Origin of the sequence: Nocardia sienata NBRC 100364 (assembly GCF_001613205.1) — a bacterium.
GTDB classification, from domain to species: domain Bacteria; phylum Actinomycetota; class Actinomycetes; order Mycobacteriales; family Mycobacteriaceae; genus Nocardia; species Nocardia sienata.
In genome coordinates, this window is sequence record NZ_BDBX01000010.1 from 18,956 (window position 1) to 39,364 (window position 20,409).

At 69.9% G+C, this 20,409-nt stretch carries 15 protein-coding genes; 9 read left to right on the plus strand and 6 right to left on the minus strand.

Annotated features, from left to right (window positions below; translation table 11 throughout):
* Nucleotides 1–78: 78 nt before the first annotated feature.
* Nucleotides 79–3,417, plus strand: coding sequence for an acetyl-CoA carboxylase family protein (locus NS4_RS08965; protein ID WP_063059058.1), 3,339 nt, complete (start codon nt 79–81; stop codon nt 3,415–3,417).
* A gap of 16 nt (nt 3,418–3,433) precedes the next feature.
* Here NS4_RS08965 and NS4_RS08970 read toward each other — a convergent pair whose 3' ends face one another.
* Nucleotides 3,434–4,057 carry a TetR/AcrR family transcriptional regulator gene (locus NS4_RS08970; RefSeq protein ID WP_245665199.1) on the minus strand — a complete coding sequence of 208 codons (624 nt, stop codon included), beginning with the start codon at nt 4,055–4,057 and terminating at the stop codon, nt 3,434–3,436.
* A gap of 53 nt (nt 4,058–4,110) precedes the next feature.
* Between NS4_RS08970 and NS4_RS08975 the strand changes: the two genes are divergently transcribed.
* A complete protein-coding gene (locus NS4_RS08975; protein ID WP_063059059.1) occupies nt 4,111–4,962 on the plus strand; it encodes an alpha/beta fold hydrolase in 852 nt (283 codons plus the stop codon).
* Nucleotides 4,963–5,309: 347 nt separating this feature from the next.
* Here the strand turns inward: NS4_RS08975 and NS4_RS08980 are convergent, their stop codons facing one another.
* Complete coding sequence (locus NS4_RS08980) at nt 5,310–5,660, minus strand: DUF7144 family membrane protein (RefSeq protein ID WP_157105971.1); 351 nt, start codon at nt 5,658–5,660, stop codon at nt 5,310–5,312.
* A 376-nt stretch (nt 5,661–6,036) separates the two neighbouring features.
* Here NS4_RS08980 and NS4_RS08985 point away from each other — a divergent pair, with 376 nt between their 5' ends.
* The 3 genes from NS4_RS08985 to NS4_RS08995 all read left to right on the plus strand — a co-directional run bounded on the left by NS4_RS08985 (nt 6,037) and on the right by NS4_RS08995 (nt 8,563).
* Nucleotides 6,037–6,456, plus strand: a complete 420-nt coding sequence (locus NS4_RS08985; RefSeq protein WP_063059061.1) for a YciI family protein — start codon at nt 6,037–6,039, stop codon at nt 6,454–6,456.
* Between the two features lie 9 nt (nt 6,457–6,465).
* Nucleotides 6,466–7,764: an RNA polymerase sigma factor gene (locus NS4_RS08990; RefSeq protein ID WP_063059062.1), complete on the plus strand. Its 1,299-nt coding sequence runs from the start codon at nt 6,466–6,468 to the stop codon at nt 7,762–7,764.
* 172 nt (nt 7,765–7,936) lie between these two features.
* Nucleotides 7,937–8,563 (plus strand): lysophospholipid acyltransferase family protein, encoded by a 627-nt coding sequence (locus NS4_RS08995; RefSeq protein ID WP_245665201.1) that lies wholly within the window; start codon nt 7,937–7,939, stop codon nt 8,561–8,563.
* Nucleotides 8,564–8,652: 89 nt separating this feature from the next.
* Here NS4_RS08995 and NS4_RS09000 read toward each other — a convergent pair whose 3' ends face one another.
* Nucleotides 8,653–10,821, minus strand: a complete 2,169-nt coding sequence (locus NS4_RS09000) for an elongation factor G-like protein EF-G2 (RefSeq protein WP_063059063.1) — start codon at nt 10,819–10,821, stop codon at nt 8,653–8,655.
* A gap of 266 nt (nt 10,822–11,087) precedes the next feature.
* On the opposite strand from NS4_RS09000, the gene NS4_RS09005 reads away from it, so the two are divergent.
* The 3 genes from NS4_RS09005 to NS4_RS09015 all read left to right on the plus strand — a co-directional run bounded on the left by NS4_RS09005 (nt 11,088) and on the right by NS4_RS09015 (nt 15,216).
* Nucleotides 11,088–11,603, plus strand: coding sequence for an MmpS family transport accessory protein (locus tag NS4_RS09005; RefSeq protein ID WP_063059064.1), 516 nt, complete (start codon nt 11,088–11,090; stop codon nt 11,601–11,603).
* Nucleotides 11,604–11,793: 190 nt separating this feature from the next.
* Nucleotides 11,794–12,357, plus strand: a complete 564-nt coding sequence (locus NS4_RS09010; RefSeq protein WP_157105960.1) for a hypothetical protein — start codon at nt 11,794–11,796, stop codon at nt 12,355–12,357.
* A gap of 27 nt (nt 12,358–12,384) precedes the next feature.
* The gene (locus NS4_RS09015) at nt 12,385–15,216 is read left to right on the plus strand and encodes a M48 family metalloprotease (protein ID WP_063059066.1); all 2,832 of its coding nucleotides are present in this window, start codon (nt 12,385–12,387) and stop codon (nt 15,214–15,216) included.
* Nucleotides 15,217–15,239: 23 nt separating this feature from the next.
* Here the strand turns inward: NS4_RS09015 and NS4_RS09020 are convergent, their stop codons facing one another.
* From NS4_RS09020 to NS4_RS09035, 3 genes are all read right to left on the minus strand, one after another.
* Nucleotides 15,240–16,379 carry a nuclease-related domain-containing protein gene (locus NS4_RS09020; RefSeq protein WP_157105961.1) on the minus strand — a complete coding sequence of 380 codons (1,140 nt, stop codon included), beginning with the start codon at nt 16,377–16,379 and terminating at the stop codon, nt 15,240–15,242.
* 481 nt (nt 16,380–16,860) lie between these two features.
* Complete coding sequence (gene zapE / locus NS4_RS09030; protein ID WP_084487042.1) at nt 16,861–17,970, minus strand: cell division protein ZapE; 1,110 nt, start codon at nt 17,968–17,970, stop codon at nt 16,861–16,863.
* 67 nt (nt 17,971–18,037) lie between these two features.
* Nucleotides 18,038–19,504: a flavin-containing monooxygenase gene (locus tag NS4_RS09035; protein ID WP_063059069.1), complete on the minus strand. Its 1,467-nt coding sequence runs from the start codon at nt 19,502–19,504 to the stop codon at nt 18,038–18,040.
* A gap of 248 nt (nt 19,505–19,752) precedes the next feature.
* Here NS4_RS09035 and NS4_RS09040 point away from each other — a divergent pair, with 248 nt between their 5' ends.
* The gene (locus tag NS4_RS09040; protein WP_063059070.1) at nt 19,753–20,241 is read left to right on the plus strand and encodes an FBP domain-containing protein; all 489 of its coding nucleotides are present in this window, start codon (nt 19,753–19,755) and stop codon (nt 20,239–20,241) included.
* Nucleotides 20,242–20,409 lie beyond the last annotated feature (168 nt).

The window sequence follows — 20,409 nt, forward strand, 5'->3', positions numbered from 1 at the left end:
GTACCGCGGCGGGACGGCGACGTAGCGTCGTCCGCGTTCCGGGTGGACTGCCGGGCCGGAGTGGAGGTAGGAGCACCGATGAGCGCGCAGCCGAAGAAGGTCCTGGTCGCCAATCGCGGTGAGGTCGCGGTGCGAGTCTTGCGGGCGGCGCAGGCGCTGGGCATCGAGACGGTGGGACTGCGGGCGCGCGACGAGGCCGGCGCCCCGCACGCGACCCGGTGCGACGAACTCGTGGTGCTGCCCGGTTCCGGTCCGGCGGCGTATCTGGATATCGACGCGATTCTCGCCGCGGCCGGCTCGACCGATGCGACCGCGATCCACCCCGGCTACGGATTCCTCTCCGAGCGCGCCGACTTCGCACGTGCGTGCGCGGCCGCGGAAATCACCTTCGTCGGCCCCGACGCCGCGACGCTGGAACTCTTCGGCGACAAGGGCCGGGCGCGACAGCTGGCCGCGGAACAGCAGGTGCCGGTCCTGCCCGGCACCAGCGGGCCGACCACCCTGGCACGGATGACCGATTTTCTGGCCAGCCAGAACGCGCCGATCATGGTGAAGGCACTCGCGGGTGGTGGCGGACGCGGTACCCGGGTGGTCCGGTCGGCCGCGGAACTGCCGGACGCGTTCGCGCGGTGCCGGGCCGAGGCGCAGGGCGCGTTCGGCGTCGACGATCTGTACGCCGAGCGGCTTCTCACCGGCGCCCGGCACCTGGAAGTCCAGCTGGTGGGCGACGGTACGGGGGCGGTCTGCCATCTCTGGGACCGGGACTGCACCGTACAACGCCGCCACCAGAAACTCGTGGAATTCGCGCCGAGTGCGGCGCTACCCACCGACGCCCGCGCGCGCATGCTGGCCGCGGCGGTCCGGCTGGGCCGCGCCGCCGGGCTGCGCGGATTGGCGACAGTGGAATTCCTCGCACTGCCCGACGGGACCTTCTACTTCCTGGAGGTCAATCCGCGCCTGCAGGTGGAACACACCGTCACCGAACAGATCACCGGGGTGGATCTGGTACTCACCCAGCTGCGTCTGGCGACCGGCGCCACGCTCGCCGACCTCGGGCTCGACCGGATCGCCGAACCGCTCGGCACCGCGATCCAGATTCGGGTCAACGCCGAAACCCAGCGCCCCGACGGCACGCCGGTGCCCGCCGCGGGCACCGTCTCCGGATTCGAGATGCCCACCGGCGCCGGGGTCCGGGTGGATACGGCCGGGCGCCCGGGCGCCCCGGTGGATCCACGTTTCGACACGCTGCTGGCGAAGATCGTGGTGCACCACCGCGACGGTTTTCCCGCCGCGCACCGGTTGGCGCTGCGGGCGCTGGCCGAAACCACGATCACCGGTGTGCCGACGAATCTGGCGTTCCAGCGCGCGCTGCTCACCGACCCCGCGTTCGCGGCCGGCGACTACGACACCACGCGGGTCGACCGTGAGCTCGAACGGCTGCTCGCCCACGCCCGGAACCTGGCGCCCGGCGCCGGCGAGCCGCCCGCCCGGCCCGGCGCCGGGCAGAGTGCCTTCGCCGGATACACCGGCGGCGAGCGGGCCACCGATCCCCCCGGATCGCTCGGGTTCGCCGGCCGCACCGGGCATGTGGTGCGCACCGGTACCGCCGGGGTGGTCGTATCGATCGAGGCCGAAGCGGGCCGGGTCGTCGCCTCCGGGACGACCGTGGCCGTGGTCGAGGCGATGAAAATGCACTACCCGGTCCGCACCGAGTGGGCGGGGACGGTCGAGGCGATCGCCGTACGGGTCGGTGACCATGTCACCGAGGGCGCGGCACTTGTTCTGGTGAGCCCGGTCGCGGGCGACGAAACGATCACGGCGACCACCGAGGCCGCGACCGACCCGGACCGTATCCGCCCCGACCTCGCCGCACTGCGCGAGCGCCGCGCCCGTCTCTGCGACGACGCGCGTCCCGAGGCGGTCGCCAAACGCCATCGGCTCGGTATGCGCACCGCCCGGGAGAACATCGCCGCGCTCACCGACGACGGATTGCTCGTCGAGTACGGCGGTTTCGCCGTCGCCGCCCAGCGGGCCCGCCGCGACCTCGCCGACCTGGAGGCCCGCACCCCGGCGGACGGTATCGTCACCGGCCTCGGGCGGATCAACGGCGATCTGTTCGGCGCCGAGCGCAGCACCTGCGCCGTGCTCGCCTACGACTACACCGTGCTGGCGGGCACCCAGGGCTATTTCAGTCACCAGAAGACCGACCGGTTGCTCGACCTCGCCCGGACCCGGCGCTATCCGGTCGTCCTGTTCGCCGAAGGCGGCGGTGGACGGCCGGGGGACAGTGATCCGCCGATGGTGGCGGGTCTGCACTATCCGACTTTCGTCACCATGGGCGCGCTCAGCGGCGTGGTGCCGACCATCGGTATCGCCGCCGGGCGCTGCTTCGCCGGTAACGCGGCCCTGCTGGGCACCTGCGATGTCGTGATCGCCACCGAGAACTCGACCATCGGTATGGCGGGTCCGGCGATGATCGAGGGCGGCGGACTGGGCGTGTACGCGCCGGAAGAGGTCGGCCCGATCGAGGTGCAGCGGGCCAACGGTGTCGTGGATATCGTCGTCGCCGACGAAGCGCAGGCTACCGAGGTCGCCCGCCGCTATCTGGCGTACTTCCAGGGGAAGGTGCCCGCATACGAGGTCGCCGACCAGCGGCGGCTGCGGCAGCTCGTGCCGGAGGACCGTAAACGCGTATACGACATCCGGACGGTGATCGACACCGTTTTCGATATCGGCTCCGTACTCGAACTGCGCCGCGATTTCGCGCCGACCGTCATCACCGCCCTCGCCCGGATCGACGGTGTCCCGGTCGCCGTCATGGCCAACAACCCGGCGGTGCTGGGCGGCGCCGTCGACGCGGCCGGCGCCGATAAACTGGCGCGTTTTCTCCAGCTGTGCGATACCTACGGGCTGCCGGTCGTATCACTGTGCGACACACCGGGTTTCATGGTCGGACCTGATTCGGAACGCCAGGCCGCCGTTCGGCATTTCCCGCGTCTTTTCGTACTCGGCGGACACCTGAGTGTGCCGCTGGTGACGGTCGTCCTGCGCAAGGGGTACGGTCTCGGCGCGCTGGCGATGGCCGGCGGCGGCTTCCACAACACCGATATGATCGTCGCCTGGCCCACCGGCGAATTCGGCGGCATGGGGTTGGAAGGGGCGGTGCACCTGGCGTCCCGGGATGCGCTGGCCGCTATCGCCGATCCGGACGAACGGGCCCGTCGCTTCGATGAACTCGTCGCCCTGGCCTACGCGCAGGGCAGCGCGGTGAACACCGCCGCCCATCTGGAGATCGACGATGTCATCGACCCGGCCGATACGCGTGCCGTACTGGCTGCGGCGCTACTCGCGCAGCCGGGTCCACCACGCGACGGCTGGCGTAACAGCAGGCGCAGTACAGGCATCGACACCTGGTGAACGGTGTGCCGGGCTCCTACCCCGGCCCGGCGTCGACGGCTCCGAAGTGTTGCGGGGTGGAGAGCAACTCCGCGAGCCGCGCACTCATGGCGCGTCCCGCGGCCAGCAGCGGTTCGGTGGACCGCAGGGTGCGACTCAGGACGAAAGCCCCTTCGAGCGCGGTGACGATACCGATGATCAGCTCGCGCGCGGTCCCCGGCGGCAGTCCACGCTCGGTGAAATACGCTGTACCGCCGCTGATCCAGTCGTCGATGATCTCGGCGAGCACCTCCCGTAGCGCGGGCTCGGCATCGGCGATCTCCCCGGCGACCGTCCCCACCGGGCACATATTGATCCATCCGGTTTGCTCGATCTGCTCGGCCGCCGCGGCGAAAGCGGCCGGAAGGGCGTCGCGCAGATCCGGGTAGGGGGTGAGCAGCAGCGGGATCAGTTCGCCGTGGGCGGTGCCGGCCGCCCGCAGCGCGGCGGCGGCGAGTTCGGGCTTACCGCCGGGGAAATGGTGGTAGAGCGATCCCATCGGCACACCCGCCGAGACGGTGATCTGTTTGACGCCGGTCCCGCTGTAGCCGCGGGTGCGCAGCAGTTCGACGGTGGCGGTGATCAACCGGTCGCTGGTGCTGGTTGACATCTTCTCGGTCACGGTTCCAGACTAGAGCAATCACTCTAGAGCGATCGCTCGAAAGGGGTCAGCGGATGCCGACGGTACAGATCCCCGCAGGTCGGGTGCACTATGTAGAGCAAGGAGAGGGGCCACCGGTGGTGCTCCTGCACGGCTTGCTGATGAACCACACCGTGTGGGACGCGGTGCTCGACCTGCTACCACCCGGTTTCCGGTACATCCGGCCCGATTTGCCGTTGGGCGCGCATCCGATCCCGCTCGAACCGGGAACCGACCTGAGCCTGCGCGGGTTGAACCGGCTCATCGCCGATTTCCTCGCGGCACTGGACCTCGACGATGTGGTTTTGGTGCACAGCGACTGGGGTGGGGCCCTGTTCCTCACCGCCTACGGCCACGACGACCGGATCGGCCGGATGATCGTGCTGCCCTGCGAGGCGTTCGACAACTTCCCGCCCGGCCTGCCGGGCAAGACGGCGACGATCGCGACCCGCCTGCCCGGCGGCGTCGTCCTCGCCCTGCGGCAGCTACGGATTCGCCGGCTGCGCAGCCTGCCGCTGCTCTTCGGGTGGATGGCTCGTGAACCGCTGCCGGACGAACTCGTGCGCGGCTGGACCGAGCCGGGCCTGCGGGACCGTCGCATCCGCCGGGACCTGCTCGCCTATACGCGGTCCGGTTTCCACGCCTGCGAACTGATCGCCGACACCGAGGCGCTGCGCCGCTTCACCGGCGACGCCCTGATCCTCTGGTCCTCGGCCGGTAAGGTCATGCCCCGCGAGCACGGCCGCCGCCTCGCGGAACTTATCCCCCGCGCCCGGCTGGTCGAGATATCCGATGCCTATGTGCTGTCCATGCTGGACCGGCCCGAGGCCGTCGCGGCGGCAATGGCCGACTTCCTCACCGCCGACCGGGCCGGAAGCGGGCGGTGACCGGCGCCGGGCTGCGGGCCGCCCGTCACCGCTCAGAACCGGGATCCGCGGATCCACCTCGGTGGCGAACAGTTCCATCATCGCCGCGACCTGCTTCGCCCCGACCATGAAGACCACCGCGTCGAAACCCTGCGCGGCGCGTTCGGCGAGCCGGTCGCCCGCGAAGGTGGTGCGTTCGCGGCGAACATCGAGATGATCTCCAACGCTTCGGCCGGCCGCTCGGCCGCCGGGCGCCAGGCCCAGGATCGCGCCGACCGGCCCGCGCGCCCACGGGGCGAGCGGCTGTCGTTTCGGGCCGAACGGTTCCCGGACCGGCGCGCTGCGGCGCCGGTCCGGGCGCTATCGAGTCAGACCCGTTCGGGCCGCCAGGTGGCGATGGCCCAGATGATCACGATATCGATGGCGATGATCAGGATCGACCACAGCGGATACCAGGGGATCCACAGGAAGTTGACGATGATGGACAGAGCAGCCAGGCCGATCGCGACGATCCGCGCCCACAGTGCCCCGGTCATCAGCGCCAGGCCGGCCAGGATCAGCAGGATGCCGAACACGATATGGATCCAGCCCCAGCTGGTCAGGTCGAGTTCGTAGACATAGTTGGGCCCGGCGACGAACACATCGTCGTTGGCGGCCGCCGAGATGCCCTGGAACAGGGTGATGAACCCGGCGACGAGCAGCAGCGCCGCCGCCGCGATGGAGGTGCCGGTCGCGACGGCCTGTTTGGTGGAATTATCGGCGGTCGAGGCCGCATGGGCCCCGGTGGTCCCGGGTCTTCCGGACGTCGATGCTGCGGGGTCGGTGGTCACAACAACTCCCTTCGGATGGGAGGGGCCACACCGGACCTCGAGAACTGATCGCCGGTGACGCCCTCATACGCCACACTTCGATTCCTTTGTCCTGATCGAAAAGTATGCCACCGGCCACCGCGTTCGAACCGGTTCGACGACGAAACGGAACCGAGTCGCGACTTTCGGCGAAAAAATATCCGGCGGGTTGTCGATTCGCCGGCCACCTCGTTCGACCTATGGGTGAAAGGGTCCAGGAGGGGCCCCGAGACAAGGAGACCGGACCGTGAAATACATGCTGATCATGCGCGCCACCGACGAAGCCTTCGCCGCGATGGGCGATATCGACTTCACCGACATGCTGGAGACGGTCGGCAAGTTCAACGACGAACTGATCCGGGCCGGGGTGCTGCTCGCCGCGGAAGGCCTCGAAGACGCCGCCGAGGGGGTCGTTGTCGACTATTCGTCGGCAGATCCGGTGGTGACCGACGGGCCGTACGGGGAGACCAAGGAACTGTTCAACGGGTACTACATCCTGAACGTCGCATCCAAGGAAGAGGCCGTGGAATGGGCCAAACGGATGCCGATGACAGGGGCGGGTTTCAAGACCGAGATCCGCCGGGTCCCCGCCATCGACGAATTCCCCCAGGACAACATCTGGATCCAGAAGGAGCGGGCCTGGCGTGAAGCCACCGGCCAGCTCTGACCGGCGGCTGTGACAGTGCACGAGGGCCGGGCCGCGGTGGCCGCGGTGTGGCGGATCGAATCGGCGCGGATCGTCGGCGCGCTCGCCCGCTACACCGGTGACTTCGGCCTCGCCGAGGATCTCGCCCAGGAAGCCCTGGCGCAGGCCCTGGTGACCTGGCCGCGTGACGGGGTGCCCCGCAATCCCGCGGGCTGGCTCCTCACCGTCGGCCGCCGGCGCGCCGTAGACGGATTCCGGCGGTGCGCCGCCCTCGACGATCGGTACGCCGCTCTCGCCCGGGACCTGGGTGAGGGTGGCGTCGCCGCGGGCAGCGATCCGGCGGACCCGGCGCGGGGTGAGCAGATGCTGTGGGATCCGGATCGCATCGACGACGATGTGCTCGCCCTGATGTTCGTCGCCTGCCATCCGGTGCTCTCCCCGGAGGCGCGGGTGGCGCTCACCCTCCGGGTGATCGGTGGTCTGACCAGCGACGAAATCGCCCGGGCCTTCCTGGTCCCGACGGCCACGGTCCAGGCGCGGATCACCCGGGCCAAGAAAACCCTGGCCGCGGCGCGGGTCCCGTTCGAGATCCCGCAGGCCGCCGACCGCTCGGCCCGCCTGGTCTCGGTGCTGCGGGTGATCTACGTGATCTTCACCGAAGGGTCCTCGACCGGCTCCGGGGCCGATCTCATCCGATTCGACCTGGCCGCCGAGGCCCAGCGGCTGGCCCGCGTGCTGAGCCGGTTGGTTCCGGACGAGCCCGAAGCGCACAGCCTGCTGGCGCTCCTGGAGTTGACCGCGGCCCGTTTCCCGGCGCGCATCGGGCCCGACGGGGGGCCGGTCCTGCTGGAGGATCAGGATCGCCGGCGCTGGGACCGTTCGGCGATCCGCCGTGGACGAGCCGCCCTGGCCCGCGCCGAACGGGCCCGGCGCGGGCTGGGCTTCTACGGGTTGCAGGCGGCGATCGCCGAGTGCCACGCGGTCGCGCTGTCGGTCGAGGACACCGATTGGCATCGGATCGTCCTGCTCTACGAAGCGCTGGGCCGTCTGGCACCTTCGCCGGTCGTCGAGGTGAACCGCGCGGTGGCGGTCGCCATGGCGAGTGGGCCGGCGGCCGCCCTCCCGATCGTGGACGAACTGGAGGCGGCGGGCGAACTAGCGAACACGCATCTGCTGCCCAGCGTGCGCGGCGAACTGCTCATCCGGTTGGGCCGGAGCGCCGAGGCACGTGCCGAACTGGAACGGGCGGTGGCACGCTGCGCCAACGCGGGCGAACGTCTCGTGCTCGAACGCAAGATCGAGTCGCTGGATTCCGGTATGCGGGGGTAGCCGTCCTAGCGGGAGCCGGGAGCCGGGAGTGAGTAGTTTCCCGGTTCCGCTGCGCCGCACCGCGCGACGATGATGGATCCGTAGCGGCGCGCGGGGCGCGGCGGCAGCGAGTGACGGGCTGGATATGGAGAGCAACGCCGGACGGCCCAGAGGTCTCGGTAAGCGCGCGTAGGTGACCACGAAACTGGTCCGGCGGGTACTGCGGGCACTGGCGTGGTCGAAGTTGGTCCACGTCACCGTGATCGGGCGGGACCTGGTACCCCGCAGCGGTCCGGTGATCGTGGCGAGCAATCACATCTCCATGCTGGACGCGGTGTTCCTGTGGGGCGCCCTGCGCCGGCGGGCGGTGGCCATCGCCATGGCCGAACTCTGGTCGTGGCCGGTCGTGGGGTGGTTGGTTCGACGACTCGGGCAGATCCCGGTGGTGCGCCGCGACAGCGCATCCGGCCGGTCCGCGCTGGCCCAGGGCGAGCAGATCCTACGCCACGGGGGAGTTCTCCTCATCTACCCGGAGGGCCGGCTGGTCGCGCCGGACGAGGTGGAACCGTACAAGCCCGGAGTGGCGAAACTGGCTCTGGCGACCGGAGTCCCGGTCGTCCCCGTGGGGACAGTCGGCACGGACGAGGTCATGCCGATGCGGCGGCTGCGCGGCGACCGCCCGGCCTTCGACCGGCGGCGCCGGGTGACCGTTCGTTTCGGAACCCCGCTCGATGCAACGGGTTTCACGCACCCGGAGCAGTTCCTCGAACAGCTGCGGCAGCGGATCGAGGAGTTGTGCGCGGCGCCTGAGTCGGGGTAGCCGTTGCCGCGTTGTGGCGGAGCGGGAGAGGCGAGGACACACCAGTGGTGGGGGCCCGGTCGGACGGCCGGGTCCCGCATACGACAGGGTCAGGCGCGGGCCGCGGGCGACCTGTCGCGGACCTTCTCCGCCAGCTGGGCGGGCATCGGGTCGTGCCGGAGATATTCGCGGGTGAACTGGGCGACACCGTGGGTGAGCGAGCGCAGGTCGGTGGCGTAGCGCACGAGTTCGGATTCCGGTACCTGGGCGCGGATGAGCGTGCGCGCCGGATCGGCCGGTTCGGTACCCAGTATCCGGGCACGGCGCACCGACAGATCGGTCAGCGCCGCGCCCAGCTGGTCGTCGGGAACCCGGACCTCCACCAGTGCGATGGGCTCGAGCAGCGCCATCCGGCTGCCCGCCGCCGCGTCGCGCAGCGCCAGGGCTCCGGCGGTCTGGAACGCGGCGTCGGAGGAGTCGACCGAATGCGCTTTACCGTCGAGCAGGGTGACCCGCACATCGACCAGTGGATTGTCGCTGCTCACCCCGCGTTCGGCCTGGGCGCGCACGCCCTTCTCCACCGAGGTGATGAACTGCCGCGGCACCGCGCCGCCGATGACCTTGTCCACGAACTCGATCCCGGATCCCTCGGCGAGCGGTTCCACCTGGATCTCGCAGACCGCGTACTGACCGTGCCCGCCGGACTGTTTCACATGCCGGCCACGCCCACCGGCCTTCTCCGCGAACGTTTCCCGTAGGGGGACGCGGGTCTCCTCCACATCGACCTCGACGCCGAATCGGCTACGCAACCGTTCCAGCGCGACATCGCGTTGTGCTTCCCCCAGAGACCACAACACCAGCTGATGGGTTCGCTCGTTGTTCTCCACCCGCAGGGCGGGATCTTCGGCGACCAGCCGTGCCAGCCCCTGCGGGAGTTTGTCCTCGTCGGTCTTACCGTGGGCGCGGATGGCCGTGGGCAGTAGTGGGTCCGGCATCGGCCAGGGATCGATGAGCAGCGGGTCGCCGGTGGCGGAGAGGGTGTCGCCGGTCCGGGCGTGGGCGAGTTTGGTCACGTAGGCGATATCGCCGGCCACTGCCTCGCTCATCGGCCGCTGTTCCCGGCCGAACGGGGCAGTGAGTCCGCCGATCCGTTCGTCGTCGTCGTGCTCGGCGCCCGAGCCGTGCCCGCAGATGTGGACTGTATCGTCGGCGCGCAGCGTGCCGGAGAAAACGCGGACCAGCGAGACCCGCCCGACGTACGGGTCCGACGATGTCCGGACCACCTCGGCGGCCAGATCGGCCGCGGGATCACAGCGCAGGGTGATCGTTGCGGACCCGTCGGCGAGCCGCCGGGCCGGTACCGCGTGCTCGGCCGGGCCGGGGAACCCCGCGGTGATCAGGTCGAGCAGTTCGATGGTGCCCAGGCCGTACCGCCCGTCGGCGGTGGCCGGCGCCGCGAACAGAACCGGATGGAAACTACCCCGTGCCACCGCGCGCTCGAGATCGGTGACCAGGGTGGCGAGCTCGATCGCCTCGCCGCCCAGGTAGCGGTCCATGAGGGTCTCGTCCTCGCTTTCGGCGATGATGCCCTCGATCAGCCGCTCCCGCGCCTGTTCGGCAAGGGCCCGATCGGCGGGCGCCGGATCGACCCAGGTCCGCTCGCCGCCCGAGTAGTCGGCCACCCGCTGCTCGAGAAGTTCCATCAGGCCGGTGGCCGGGCGGTGCCCGTCCGCGCTCGCCGGCCCGTACACGGGCAGATGGAGTGCCAGCACGTTCTCCGCGGACCCGCCGCCGAGCAGCGCCTGGCAGGTGCGGCGTAGCTCCTCGAAATCCGCCCGCGCGGTGTCCAGATGGGTCAGCACGATCGCCCGCGGCATTCCGACGCTCGCGCATTCCTCCCACAGGGCCCGGGTCGCCCCGCCGACGCCTTCCACGCCGTCGGCCGCCGACACCACGAACAGTGTGGCGTCGGCCGCCCGCAGTCCGGCACGCAGTTCGCCGACGAAATCCGCGTAGCCCGGGGTGTCGAGGAGGTTGATCTTCACTCCGTTCCACCGGACCGGCACCACCGACAACTGCACGGAACGGTGTTTTCGCTGCTCGATCTCGTCGTAGTCCGACAGGGAAGTCCCGTCCTCGACCCGGCCCGCCCGGTTCACCGTGCCGGTGGCCAGCGCCAGCGCCTCCACCAGAGTGGTCTTACCCGAGCCGCTACTTCCGACGAGCGCTACGTTCCGGATGTTCTGCGGGCTCGTCACCCCGTTCGCTCTGACACCCATGACTCACCGTCCTCGGCAATCGGCATGCGGTCATCTATGAGCTTCCCACCGGTGCCGCCCGTGGTCCACGGTCTCTTCGGCCCGGTTCTTCCCGCGCGGCCTGTGTGTGAGCCCCGAGGCGGTCGGCAGGGGGCTGCGGGGTATGCCCCCGACGGTCCCGGAAAGGGATTTTGAGCAGCACAAATAGCTATGTAACATTAGTTCGTCCAAATGTGATCCACACTCCTGGTGGTGCGCCGGCCGTCCCCCGACCCGAGGAGTTCACATTGATCGACCCGTCCGGCGAGCAGCGGCGCCGCTCCGGGAAGCCCCCGGCATCCGCGTACCGGCAGGACCCGCACGCCGGATCCTCGCCCGCCGGCCGCCGATCCCCGCGCGGGCGGCCCCGATGGCCGTGGTTCGCCGCGGGGCTGGTCCTGGCGGTCCTCTGCCTGGTCGGAGGGTGCGTCGCGGTGGTGGCGGGGATCGCGAACGAGGTCGGTGAGGACCCCGATCACGAGGTCGCGGTGAGCTACGAGGTCGAGGGCACGGCCGGCGATGTCTCGATCACCTATCTCGGCCACGACCTCGGCATGGCCCGGGAGATGGTGGCCGGACTGCCCTGGCGGCGGGATGTGCTCATCGAGAGCTTCGGCACCATGGTCTCGCTGATCGCGGTCAACGATGCCGACGGCGGGGAGGTGACCTGCCGGATACTGATCGGCGGCCGGCTCGTCTCCGAACAGACCTCCACCGGTCCGTACGCGTCGGCGGGGTGTTCGGGAAACGCCGGGGGAGAGTAGCCGAGCGCGGGGGCCGTGCGGTCGGTCACCGTGTCGATCCGCCGGCTAACGGTGAATCGAAATAATCTGCGCGGCAGCGCTTCTGTTGACGACCGACGATCTTTTGCGGCAAGCTCCGGAGAAGGCACTGGGGGTGCGGGCGGCGCAACGCGTACGCCCGGGGGCGGATGAGGCGTCGGAGGACATGTCGATGAATGCGGTGGACACCGACCCGTCCGACGCCCCTGGTCGGGTCGGTGATGTGGTCCGCGATGTGATCGCGCAGGTCGCCCCGGAAGAGCTCCCCATGGTGGACCGTCTGCGTCCGCTCGGTGACCGCGCGGCGGTGCGAATTCTTTCGCGTCGCAAACGCTCCCGCGATCTGCTCGGCTTCGGTATCGATGAGATCGTCGTGCTGGCGAGCCCGGTGGTGTGGATCGTGGTGAGCGAGGCGGTCGCGCGTTTCACCGACAGCGCGATCACCGGCGGCGGCCGGGCGGCGCGGTCGGGTCTACGCAGACTGTTGCGCCGCGGCCCGGTGGAGCAGGAGATTCCTCCGCTGGACGGCGACCAGATCGCCGAAATCCGCGCGCAGGTCCTGGATTCGGCGCTGCGTAGCGGTATGGACGCCGACCGCGCCGCGATCGTCGCCGATGCCGTGGCGGGCCGACTCGCCCTCGCGGCGCGTGCTGCTCCGGAGCGACCCCCAGAGCCCGGCGGCCCGGCCGGACAGGCGGTACACGGTTCGGAAGAGGGCAGCGCCGCGCCGAACTGATCGGCTGGTGCGGGAAGGGGGCGTGCCATGGGTGCGGAGACGGGGACGAACGCGGTACCGGTGCAGGCCAGAGCTTTCACCGCGGGGACCGCGATCCGGTTCGCGCTGTTGCTGGCGTTCGTCGCGGTGGACAGTCTGTCGTTGCTGTCGGCGGTCACCTCGCAATTCCGTTCCCACGATCAGAGCTGGTACCAGTCCTGTCGGCTCGCGGTCGGCTACGACCCGTGGCAGAGCTCCTACATTCCCGGCGGGGCGCTCACCCACGCCGAGTTCATCCGGTCCTGCGAGGACTCTCATGGTGTCGCCCGCGCACCGGTGGAGTGGATGATCGCCGGGTCGGTGGCGATATTGCTCGTCGCGGCGGTGATCTACCTGGGATCGCCGGTGTGGCGGCGCCGGCCGGGGCGGTTGCTTCCGGTGGACACGAGCGGGCCCGACGAATTGGCCGTCCGGCTGCGCGAACTGGTCGCGGTGGCCGGTCTGCGCCGGACGCCGGATTTCGTGATCGATCCGCGGGCCGAGACCGTCGGCGCCGTCGTCTTCGGGCGGCTGGGCAGGTACACGGTATGCCTGGACGGCGGGCTGGTCGCCCGCAGCGGTACCGCACCCGAGGTGTTGCGGGATGTGATTCTGCACGAACTCGCGCATCTCCGTAACCGCGATGTCGACATCACCTACGCCACGGTTGCCCTGTGGCGGGCCTTCCTCGTCTGCGCGCTGGTTCCCTACCTGATCGGGCAGGGCATTTCGGTGGTCACGAACCCGCAGTTGTGGTGGGACGAATGGCAGTTGTCGCTGCGCGGCATCATCCGAGTGGTGGTACTGGTGGCACTGACCTATCTGGTGCGGGCCGACATCCTGCGCACCCGGGAGGTCCATGCCGACCTGGAGGCCGCCTACCGGGCCGGGGCGGACGCATTCGCCTGGCAGGACGAAGGTACTGCGCCGAAACACCCCCGGTGGGACCGGTTCCTCGGATTGTGGCGTACTCATCCGGGCCGGCCGGAACGGCTGGGGGCACTGCACGGTTCCGGGTCGCTGTTCGGTGTCACGGCACTCATGATGTTCCTCACCGGGGTCACCGCACAGGTGGCGAACCTGGCTGTACCCCTCGCGGCCGACGGCTTCGGCGTCGCGGTGAACACACGGCTCGGCGAGCTGCTGTCCACCTGGGTGACCGCCGGGCTCGTGGTCGGCATCGCCGGTTACGCCCTCTGGCGAGCGGTGGGGCACGCTGTCGTCTCCGGTGCCCCGGTGCCCTCCGGCCGGCGTGCCGGCATCTGGCTCGGCGCCGGGATGGCGGTGGGCGAGCTGATGTCCTTCCGCTCGGCCGGACCCCGGCTGCTGCCCGAGGACCCCGCGATCCTGCTGGTCTTCGTCCTCGCCGGGGCGGTGTTCGCCTGGTGGATGACCCAATGCGCGCAACTGTGGATACGCGGCTGCCGGGGTCACTCGATCCGCGCGGTGCGGCTTCTCGGGCTCGGTGCCGCCCTCGTCGTCTTCGGAACCTGGTACGGCTACTGGATGAGCGGGCCGTTCCTGTTCCTGCGCGGACCCCTGCATTCCGCGGAGCTGTCACTGCCCGGTCTGCCCTTCTGGTACGGGTTCGTCGCGGATCTCGCCAACCGGCCGCTGGTCCTCATCGGTTCCACCTGTCTGTGGGTGTTCCCGTTGCTCGCGCTGGTGCGCAGACCGCCGTCCCGGACACCGGCCTGGATCGAGCGCATGGGCGCCGGCGATCCCGGAGAGCACGCGCTGTCCCCCGCCGCCGTATCGCTGCGACCTGCCGTCGTCGGCGCCGCCCTCGGCGGGCTGCTGTCCTGCGGGGCCGTAGCGCTGGTGATGTACCGACTGCACCCGGGCCGCCCGGCCGGCGGGCTCACTCCGGCGTGGGTCAACGCCTATCCGATGTGGTTGACGGCCGGCCTGGGCGCCGCTGCCGTGCTGACGGCCGGCGCGGTCGCCGCGGCCGCCGGCCGGTACCGGTCGGTGATGGCGCCGGCCGCGGCGGCCGGGGCCGGGCTGTTCGGATTACTCGGCCTGTTCCTCTTCGCCGCCACCGACGGCTGCCTGGAGTCGATGCAGGTCATGGCCTACACCTGCGCGTGGCGTCCGGATGCGGCGCGTCTGATGGTGCTGCTCCAGGTGCCGTTCGTCCTGGGTATCGGGATACACCTCGCCGCGGCCGCGGCCTTGATCGCCGCGCTCGTCGCCGATGGTGTCCGGCGGATCGCTGCACGGCACCGGACGACCACGCCGCCGGACACGGTGACCTGGCGGAAGCCCGGGTCGCCGGCACGCCGCAGAGCGCTGGTGGCCGTCGTCTGTGCTGTGGTGCTCGCCCTGGTCACCGACACCGGCCTGAACTACTACAACCGGGACGACCTGGAGGGTGAAGTCGCCGGGTCCGTCGGCTACGAGCCGGCCCGCACCGAGGAGATGACCGCCCGATTCGTGCAGAGCTGGTGGCACGTCGGCGGCGACGCGAAGGTCTCGGCTCTGCACGCGATCTTCGGGCAGATGAAGGCCGCCGTCACCGACGCGCTCCGCGCGAGCGAGGGGTTGCCGACGGTTCGGCTCGAGCGTGCGGTGTTCGTGCCGGTCTGCACCGAGATGGTTCGCGTCGCCGAGGATGCGGCGGCATTTGTTCCGATACCCGATGAGCGTGCGCAAACGGACTGGGCGGCAGCGCTCGCCGCCACCGCGCGGGCGGGTGCCGAGTGCCGGGAAAGCTTCGAAAACGACGGTGGCGAAGCGCAGTTCGACGCGTCGATGGCCGAGAGCAGCGCGGCCGTCACTGCCTACAATGCGCTCGTCCAGCGACTCGAGGCGCTCGGAGCTCAGGCGAACGAGGGGTGACCTGGCCCGGCCCGTGCGCGGGGTCAGCACCTCGGCTGGAACGGGTAGCAGACCGGCGTCGGTGGCGCTGCGGGCCGCGGCGGCGGTTGCGGGATTCCCGCCGCGGGCTGCGGCGGGGCAGCGGGTACCTCCGCGACGGAGCTGGTCTGTTGCTGATTCCCGGTTTCCCGGGGTGCGGGAGCATCGCCACCGCCACGGGCCACCAGCCACAATCCGCCGCCGAGAACGGCGATCACCGCGAACGCCGCCGCGGTCTGCCAGTGGGCCCGGCGCCGATCGGTGGTTTCCGGCTCCGGGAGCGGTCCGGTCGCCGGCCGGGGCTGCGGTTGCGGTTCGAGCGGTGGCGGTGGTGGGGCAGCCGGTCGTTCCGGCAGCCGGGCAGGGCCGGCCGGGGCGGCCGCGGACGGGCTGTCCGCCCCGGCCGCGGGCGGCGGAACCGATTCGCGGGCCGGTGCGGACGGCGGCGGCGCGACGGTACGGGCAGGAGCCGGTACCGGGTCCGGTGCGGAGGGCGGAAGCGGAATCGGTTCGATCGCGGGAAGGGCCGAATCCAGCGGGAATCCCGCCTCGGCCAGTTCGGCGATCGTCGTGCGGTCCCCGTATTCGAGCGCTTCGATCACCGCGTAGGCCTGCTCCGCGGTCCAGACGACGGCGCTGCGGTGATGGGCCCGATGAAACCAGGCGCGCAGCGGATTCTGCGTGTTGCACAGCAGCACATCGCAGCCCGGCGGCGGCGCCGACTTCTTCTCGAGCCGCATGGTCGATCCGCGCGGCGGGAGCACCACCACGAGACCGGTGACGAACGCGCTGCCGCCCACCTGCCCGGCGGCGGCCTTCAGCTTGAACACCCCGTCGCGAACCTGGTCATAGGGAGTGGTGTCGTTGTCCCGCACACTGACCGGGTCGCCCTCGGAGCCCGGAACCCGCCAGCGGCTGTTGGTGGTGCACTGCAGGACACTGCCGGTGACCTCGGGGTCGATACCTTTGACCTCTCCGACCACGGTCGTGTACGGGGTGATGATGACCAGGTCCACCTCCTGTCCGGAGATGAAGCAGTTCGTGATAGCGACTCCGGGAACCCGGTAGTCCCCCTCCCACTTCCGGAGCCAGCCGACAACCCGTTTCTCCGCGCCTGATCTGAGCTTATCGGCGATGACGAGCATCCCGATCACCCCTCCCTGTCGCCGGTGATGTGGATACGATATCGCTAGTCGCGCAGCCGGACGCGAAACCCTTTGCCACAGAGCGCCTTCATCCCCGGCGCGTCCGGCCGGCCGGGCCTCCTACCTGTAACATCGGCCCAGGCTATTGCGGGCGCGGCCTCCGTACGTCTACACCACCCGGTCCCCGGCGGATCGGCTTCGCCGGCTTCGCCGGCTCCGCGGCGACGACCACGGGTCCACCGCCGATTACTGGCGCCGCGGCGCCGAACTCGGCTGGACCTCGCTGCTCGCGGGTGAGGACCACGGCGGCGGCACGATCAGCGGCCGGCCCGCGTCGATCTCACGCTGGGGCTTATGAATTCGGCCGCCACGCCGCACCCGGGCCCTGGTGCCGGTGAACATCGTGGCCGCAGCGCTGTCCGATACCGGCACCCATCCGGCGGTCCTCGCCGGCGGCGCAGCAACTCCGGCTCTTCCCCGACTACTGATCGGCCACGGCGACCGGTACGCCGCCGATCTGCGGTAGGAGCGCCAGGCGGCTGGCCGTGCGGTGGATATCGGGCGGCAGGTGCTCACCGGTCAGGGATTCGGTGACTGGCCCGGCGGCGACGAGATACAGGCGGCGGTCCCGGTCGTACAGCACGTCCACCAGGTTGGCGAAACGTTGCGCGGCGTCGCGGCCCATGGTGGCCGGCAGGGGCAGACCCGACAGCGTCCAGTCCTGGAACCGGTCGGCCAGGCTCAGATAGTCGATGGTCGAGTACGGGCCATCGCAGAGATCGGTGAAATCGAACCAGACCGAGTCGCCGCGCACCGCCCGGGCGATGACCGTACGAGCACCGATCCGAAGGCGCTGCCGTTCGTCCGGGGCCGGCGGCACCAGGCCGGCTTGCGCCAGGCGGGCGGCGGTACCGGGCCAGAGGTAGCCGCCGCGTTCGAACTCCGTGGCGGCTGTTCCCGGTCGGCGGACCCGCCGGTAGTCGCGGGGGCCGGCGACCTCGACAATATCCAGCGAGCTGTACAGGGTCGCGGCCAGCGGTTCGATCAGATGATGGAACAGCGGGTTCGGCAGCAGACCGGACGGCGGATAGTTCGAGGTGGCGACCAGTGTGATCCGCTGGGCGAGAAGCGATTGCACGACTCGGGCCATGATGGTGGCGTCACCGGGATCGTGGACATGGAATTCGTCGAAACACACCAGCCGGCAGTCGCCGAGTAGTTCGCGGACAGCGCGGTCGCCGGCGTGTTTCTCGTGGCGGTGGGCGGCGTAGCGGGTGTGGAATTCGCGGAAGAACTCGTGGAAGTGCATGCGCCGTTTCCCGGGGATGGGCACCGCCGAGTAGAAGGTATCGGTCAGCCAGCTCTTACCGCGCCCCACCGGTCCCCAGACGTACACGCCGCGCGGCGCCGAGCCGAAGAAACGACGGCGGCGCGCTATCTCGTCGCCGAGCTGTACCAGCCGGGCGGCGGCCGCGTGCTGGGAAGCGTCCAGGCCGAAACCGGCCGTCCGGGCGGCCGCCTCGAAAACGTCCGGTGTCCAACCGCGTTGTGTTGCGGCCACCTTCGCCACCTCCTCGATCCCGGAGGTCATCCTGGCAGGACGACACTCTCGAGCCCAGAGATCAGGAGCACATGTGAGGATGATCGCGCGGGTGCTGTCATGCCGCGGGCGTCAGCGTGTAATCCCGTGGTTCGAGTCTGCGGACGCGGCGACGGTACCGGGTGACCGTACCCGGCCAGTTGTTGGTGATCTTGCCGGCCGCATTGCGGTACCAGCTCGAGCAGAAGTTCCACGGGGTGCGTTCGAGGCGTTTCTGCAGGGCGTCGTTGAAGGCGCGTTCGGTTTCGGCGCGTACCTCGAGGACATGACCGGGCTTGCGGGCGAGCAGTTGGACCGCCTGCCGGATATAGCGGGATTGCGATTCGATCATGTAGATGATCGACCCGACGCCCAGATTGGTATTGGGTCCGTAGACCATGAACAGGTTCGGGAATTCGGGCACCGTCATCCCGTAGTAGGCGTGCGCGCCCGCGGACCACACGTCGGCCAGCTCGCGCCCGCCGCGGCCGGTGATACGCATCGGCCACAGGAACTCGGTGCCCTTGAACCCGGTGCCGTAGATGATCACATCGGCTTCGTGCAGGGTGCCGTCGGCGGTCCGCACACCCCGCGGGGTGATCTCGGTGATGCCGGAGGTGGTCACTTCCACATTGGGCCGGGTGAGCGTCGGATAGTAGTCGCTGGAGAACAGAACGCGTTTACAGGCGATCGGATAGTCGGGGGTGAGGGCGGCCCGCAGTTCGGGATCGTCCACGTTCTCGGTCAGGTTCCGCGCGGCGATCCGTGCGACGAGACGGCTGATGATCGGCAGTTCCACCAGACCCAGCGAGGTGATCTCGGCGGTGAGCCACCAGCCCAGCCGCTCCACCAGCAGCATGCCGGGGATCTTGGCGAACAGCTTGTGCTGGATCGGGGAGTATTCGGTATCGAACTTGGGCAGCACCCAGGCGGCGGTGCGCTGGAACAGGGTCAGCTGTTCGACCACCGGCTGGATCTGCGGAACGTACTGGATGGCACTCGCGCCGGTGCCGATACAGGCCACCCGTTTCCCGGTGAGGTCGATCTCGTGATCCCACAGGGCCGAATGGAAAGCGGGGCCCGCGAAACTGTCGATGCCCGGGATGGCGGGCAGTTGCGGGCGGGACAGCTGGCCGACGGCGGAGATGAGCACCTGCGCGCTCCGCCGGCCGCCGTCGGCGGTGTGCACCGTCCAGGTGCCGGCCTGCTCGTCGAACACCGCGTCGGTGACCGCGACGCCGAATTCGATCCGCTCCAGCAGGCCGTGCCGGCGGGTCACGCCGCGCAGATAGTCGTGGATGGCGGCCTGACCGGAGTACCGCTGTGGCCAATCGGGCTTCCGCTCGAAGGAGTAGGAGTACAGCGGAGACGGCACATCGCAGGCCGCGCCGGGGTAGGTGTTCTCCCGCCACACGCCACCGAGGTCGTCGGCCTTCTCGAGGATTGTGATGTCGTCGAATCCATGCCGGCACAACTCGATCGCCACGCCGATACCACCGAACCCGGCGCCGATGATCAGGATCGAGACCGGAGGTCGCGCGCTCATAGATACTCCTGTCGCCGCTGTGGTCTCCCTCACTCTAGGACGGTGCCCGTGGTCCGGATCGGCACTTCCGGCCAAACGTTTCCCCGCCGAAACCGGGCCGCCCGCGGCCGCGTGGGACCGTCGCGCGCGGCACCGGACGCCGACCGGGACGCATCGGCCACGGCCGGAAAAACCGGTTGCCCGCCGACTGCATGGCCGATAGTTTGTCGCGGTTTGTCCATCCCGGATATCGAAGGAGACGCAGTGTCATGGAACCCCTGACCGAACGCGAGATCAGAGCGTCGTTCGTCAATTGCTCGAAAGGCGACGCCAAACGTCTGTCGATACCCACCGACCTGGCCGACCGCCCCTGGGACGACCTGGACTTCCTGGGCTGGTCCGATCCCGGAGCCGCCGGCCGCGCCTATCTCGTGATACCCGAGGAGCGCGGCCCGGCCGGTATCGCGTTGCGTTATGAAACCGGTGGGCCGCGGCGTTCGCAGATGTGCACGATCTGCTCCACCACACACACCAACGGCGGCGTGGTGCTGATGACGGCACGTAAGGCCGGGGAGGCCGGTCGGCGCGGCAACTCGACCGGGACCTACATGTGTGACGATCTGGCGTGCTCGCTGTACGCCCGCCGGAAGAAAACGCCCGCGCTGGGCCGCGCCTATCGCGACGATTTCGATGCCGAGTACCGGATCGAACAGATCCGGGAGAACATCACCGCGTTCCTGACCCGGGTTCGCGGCTGATCATCGCGGTGGATTCCGCTCGACGAGAAAGAGGTAGTGGCTGTGCGCCGATACTCGAGACCCCGCCCGGGAAGCGTTCCGGACCCCGCATTACGACAGCGGAATCCGGATCCTCCCGCCTCCTCCCCGGCCGAGGCGGTCCGGCACGGCCGGACCGCCTCGGCCGGG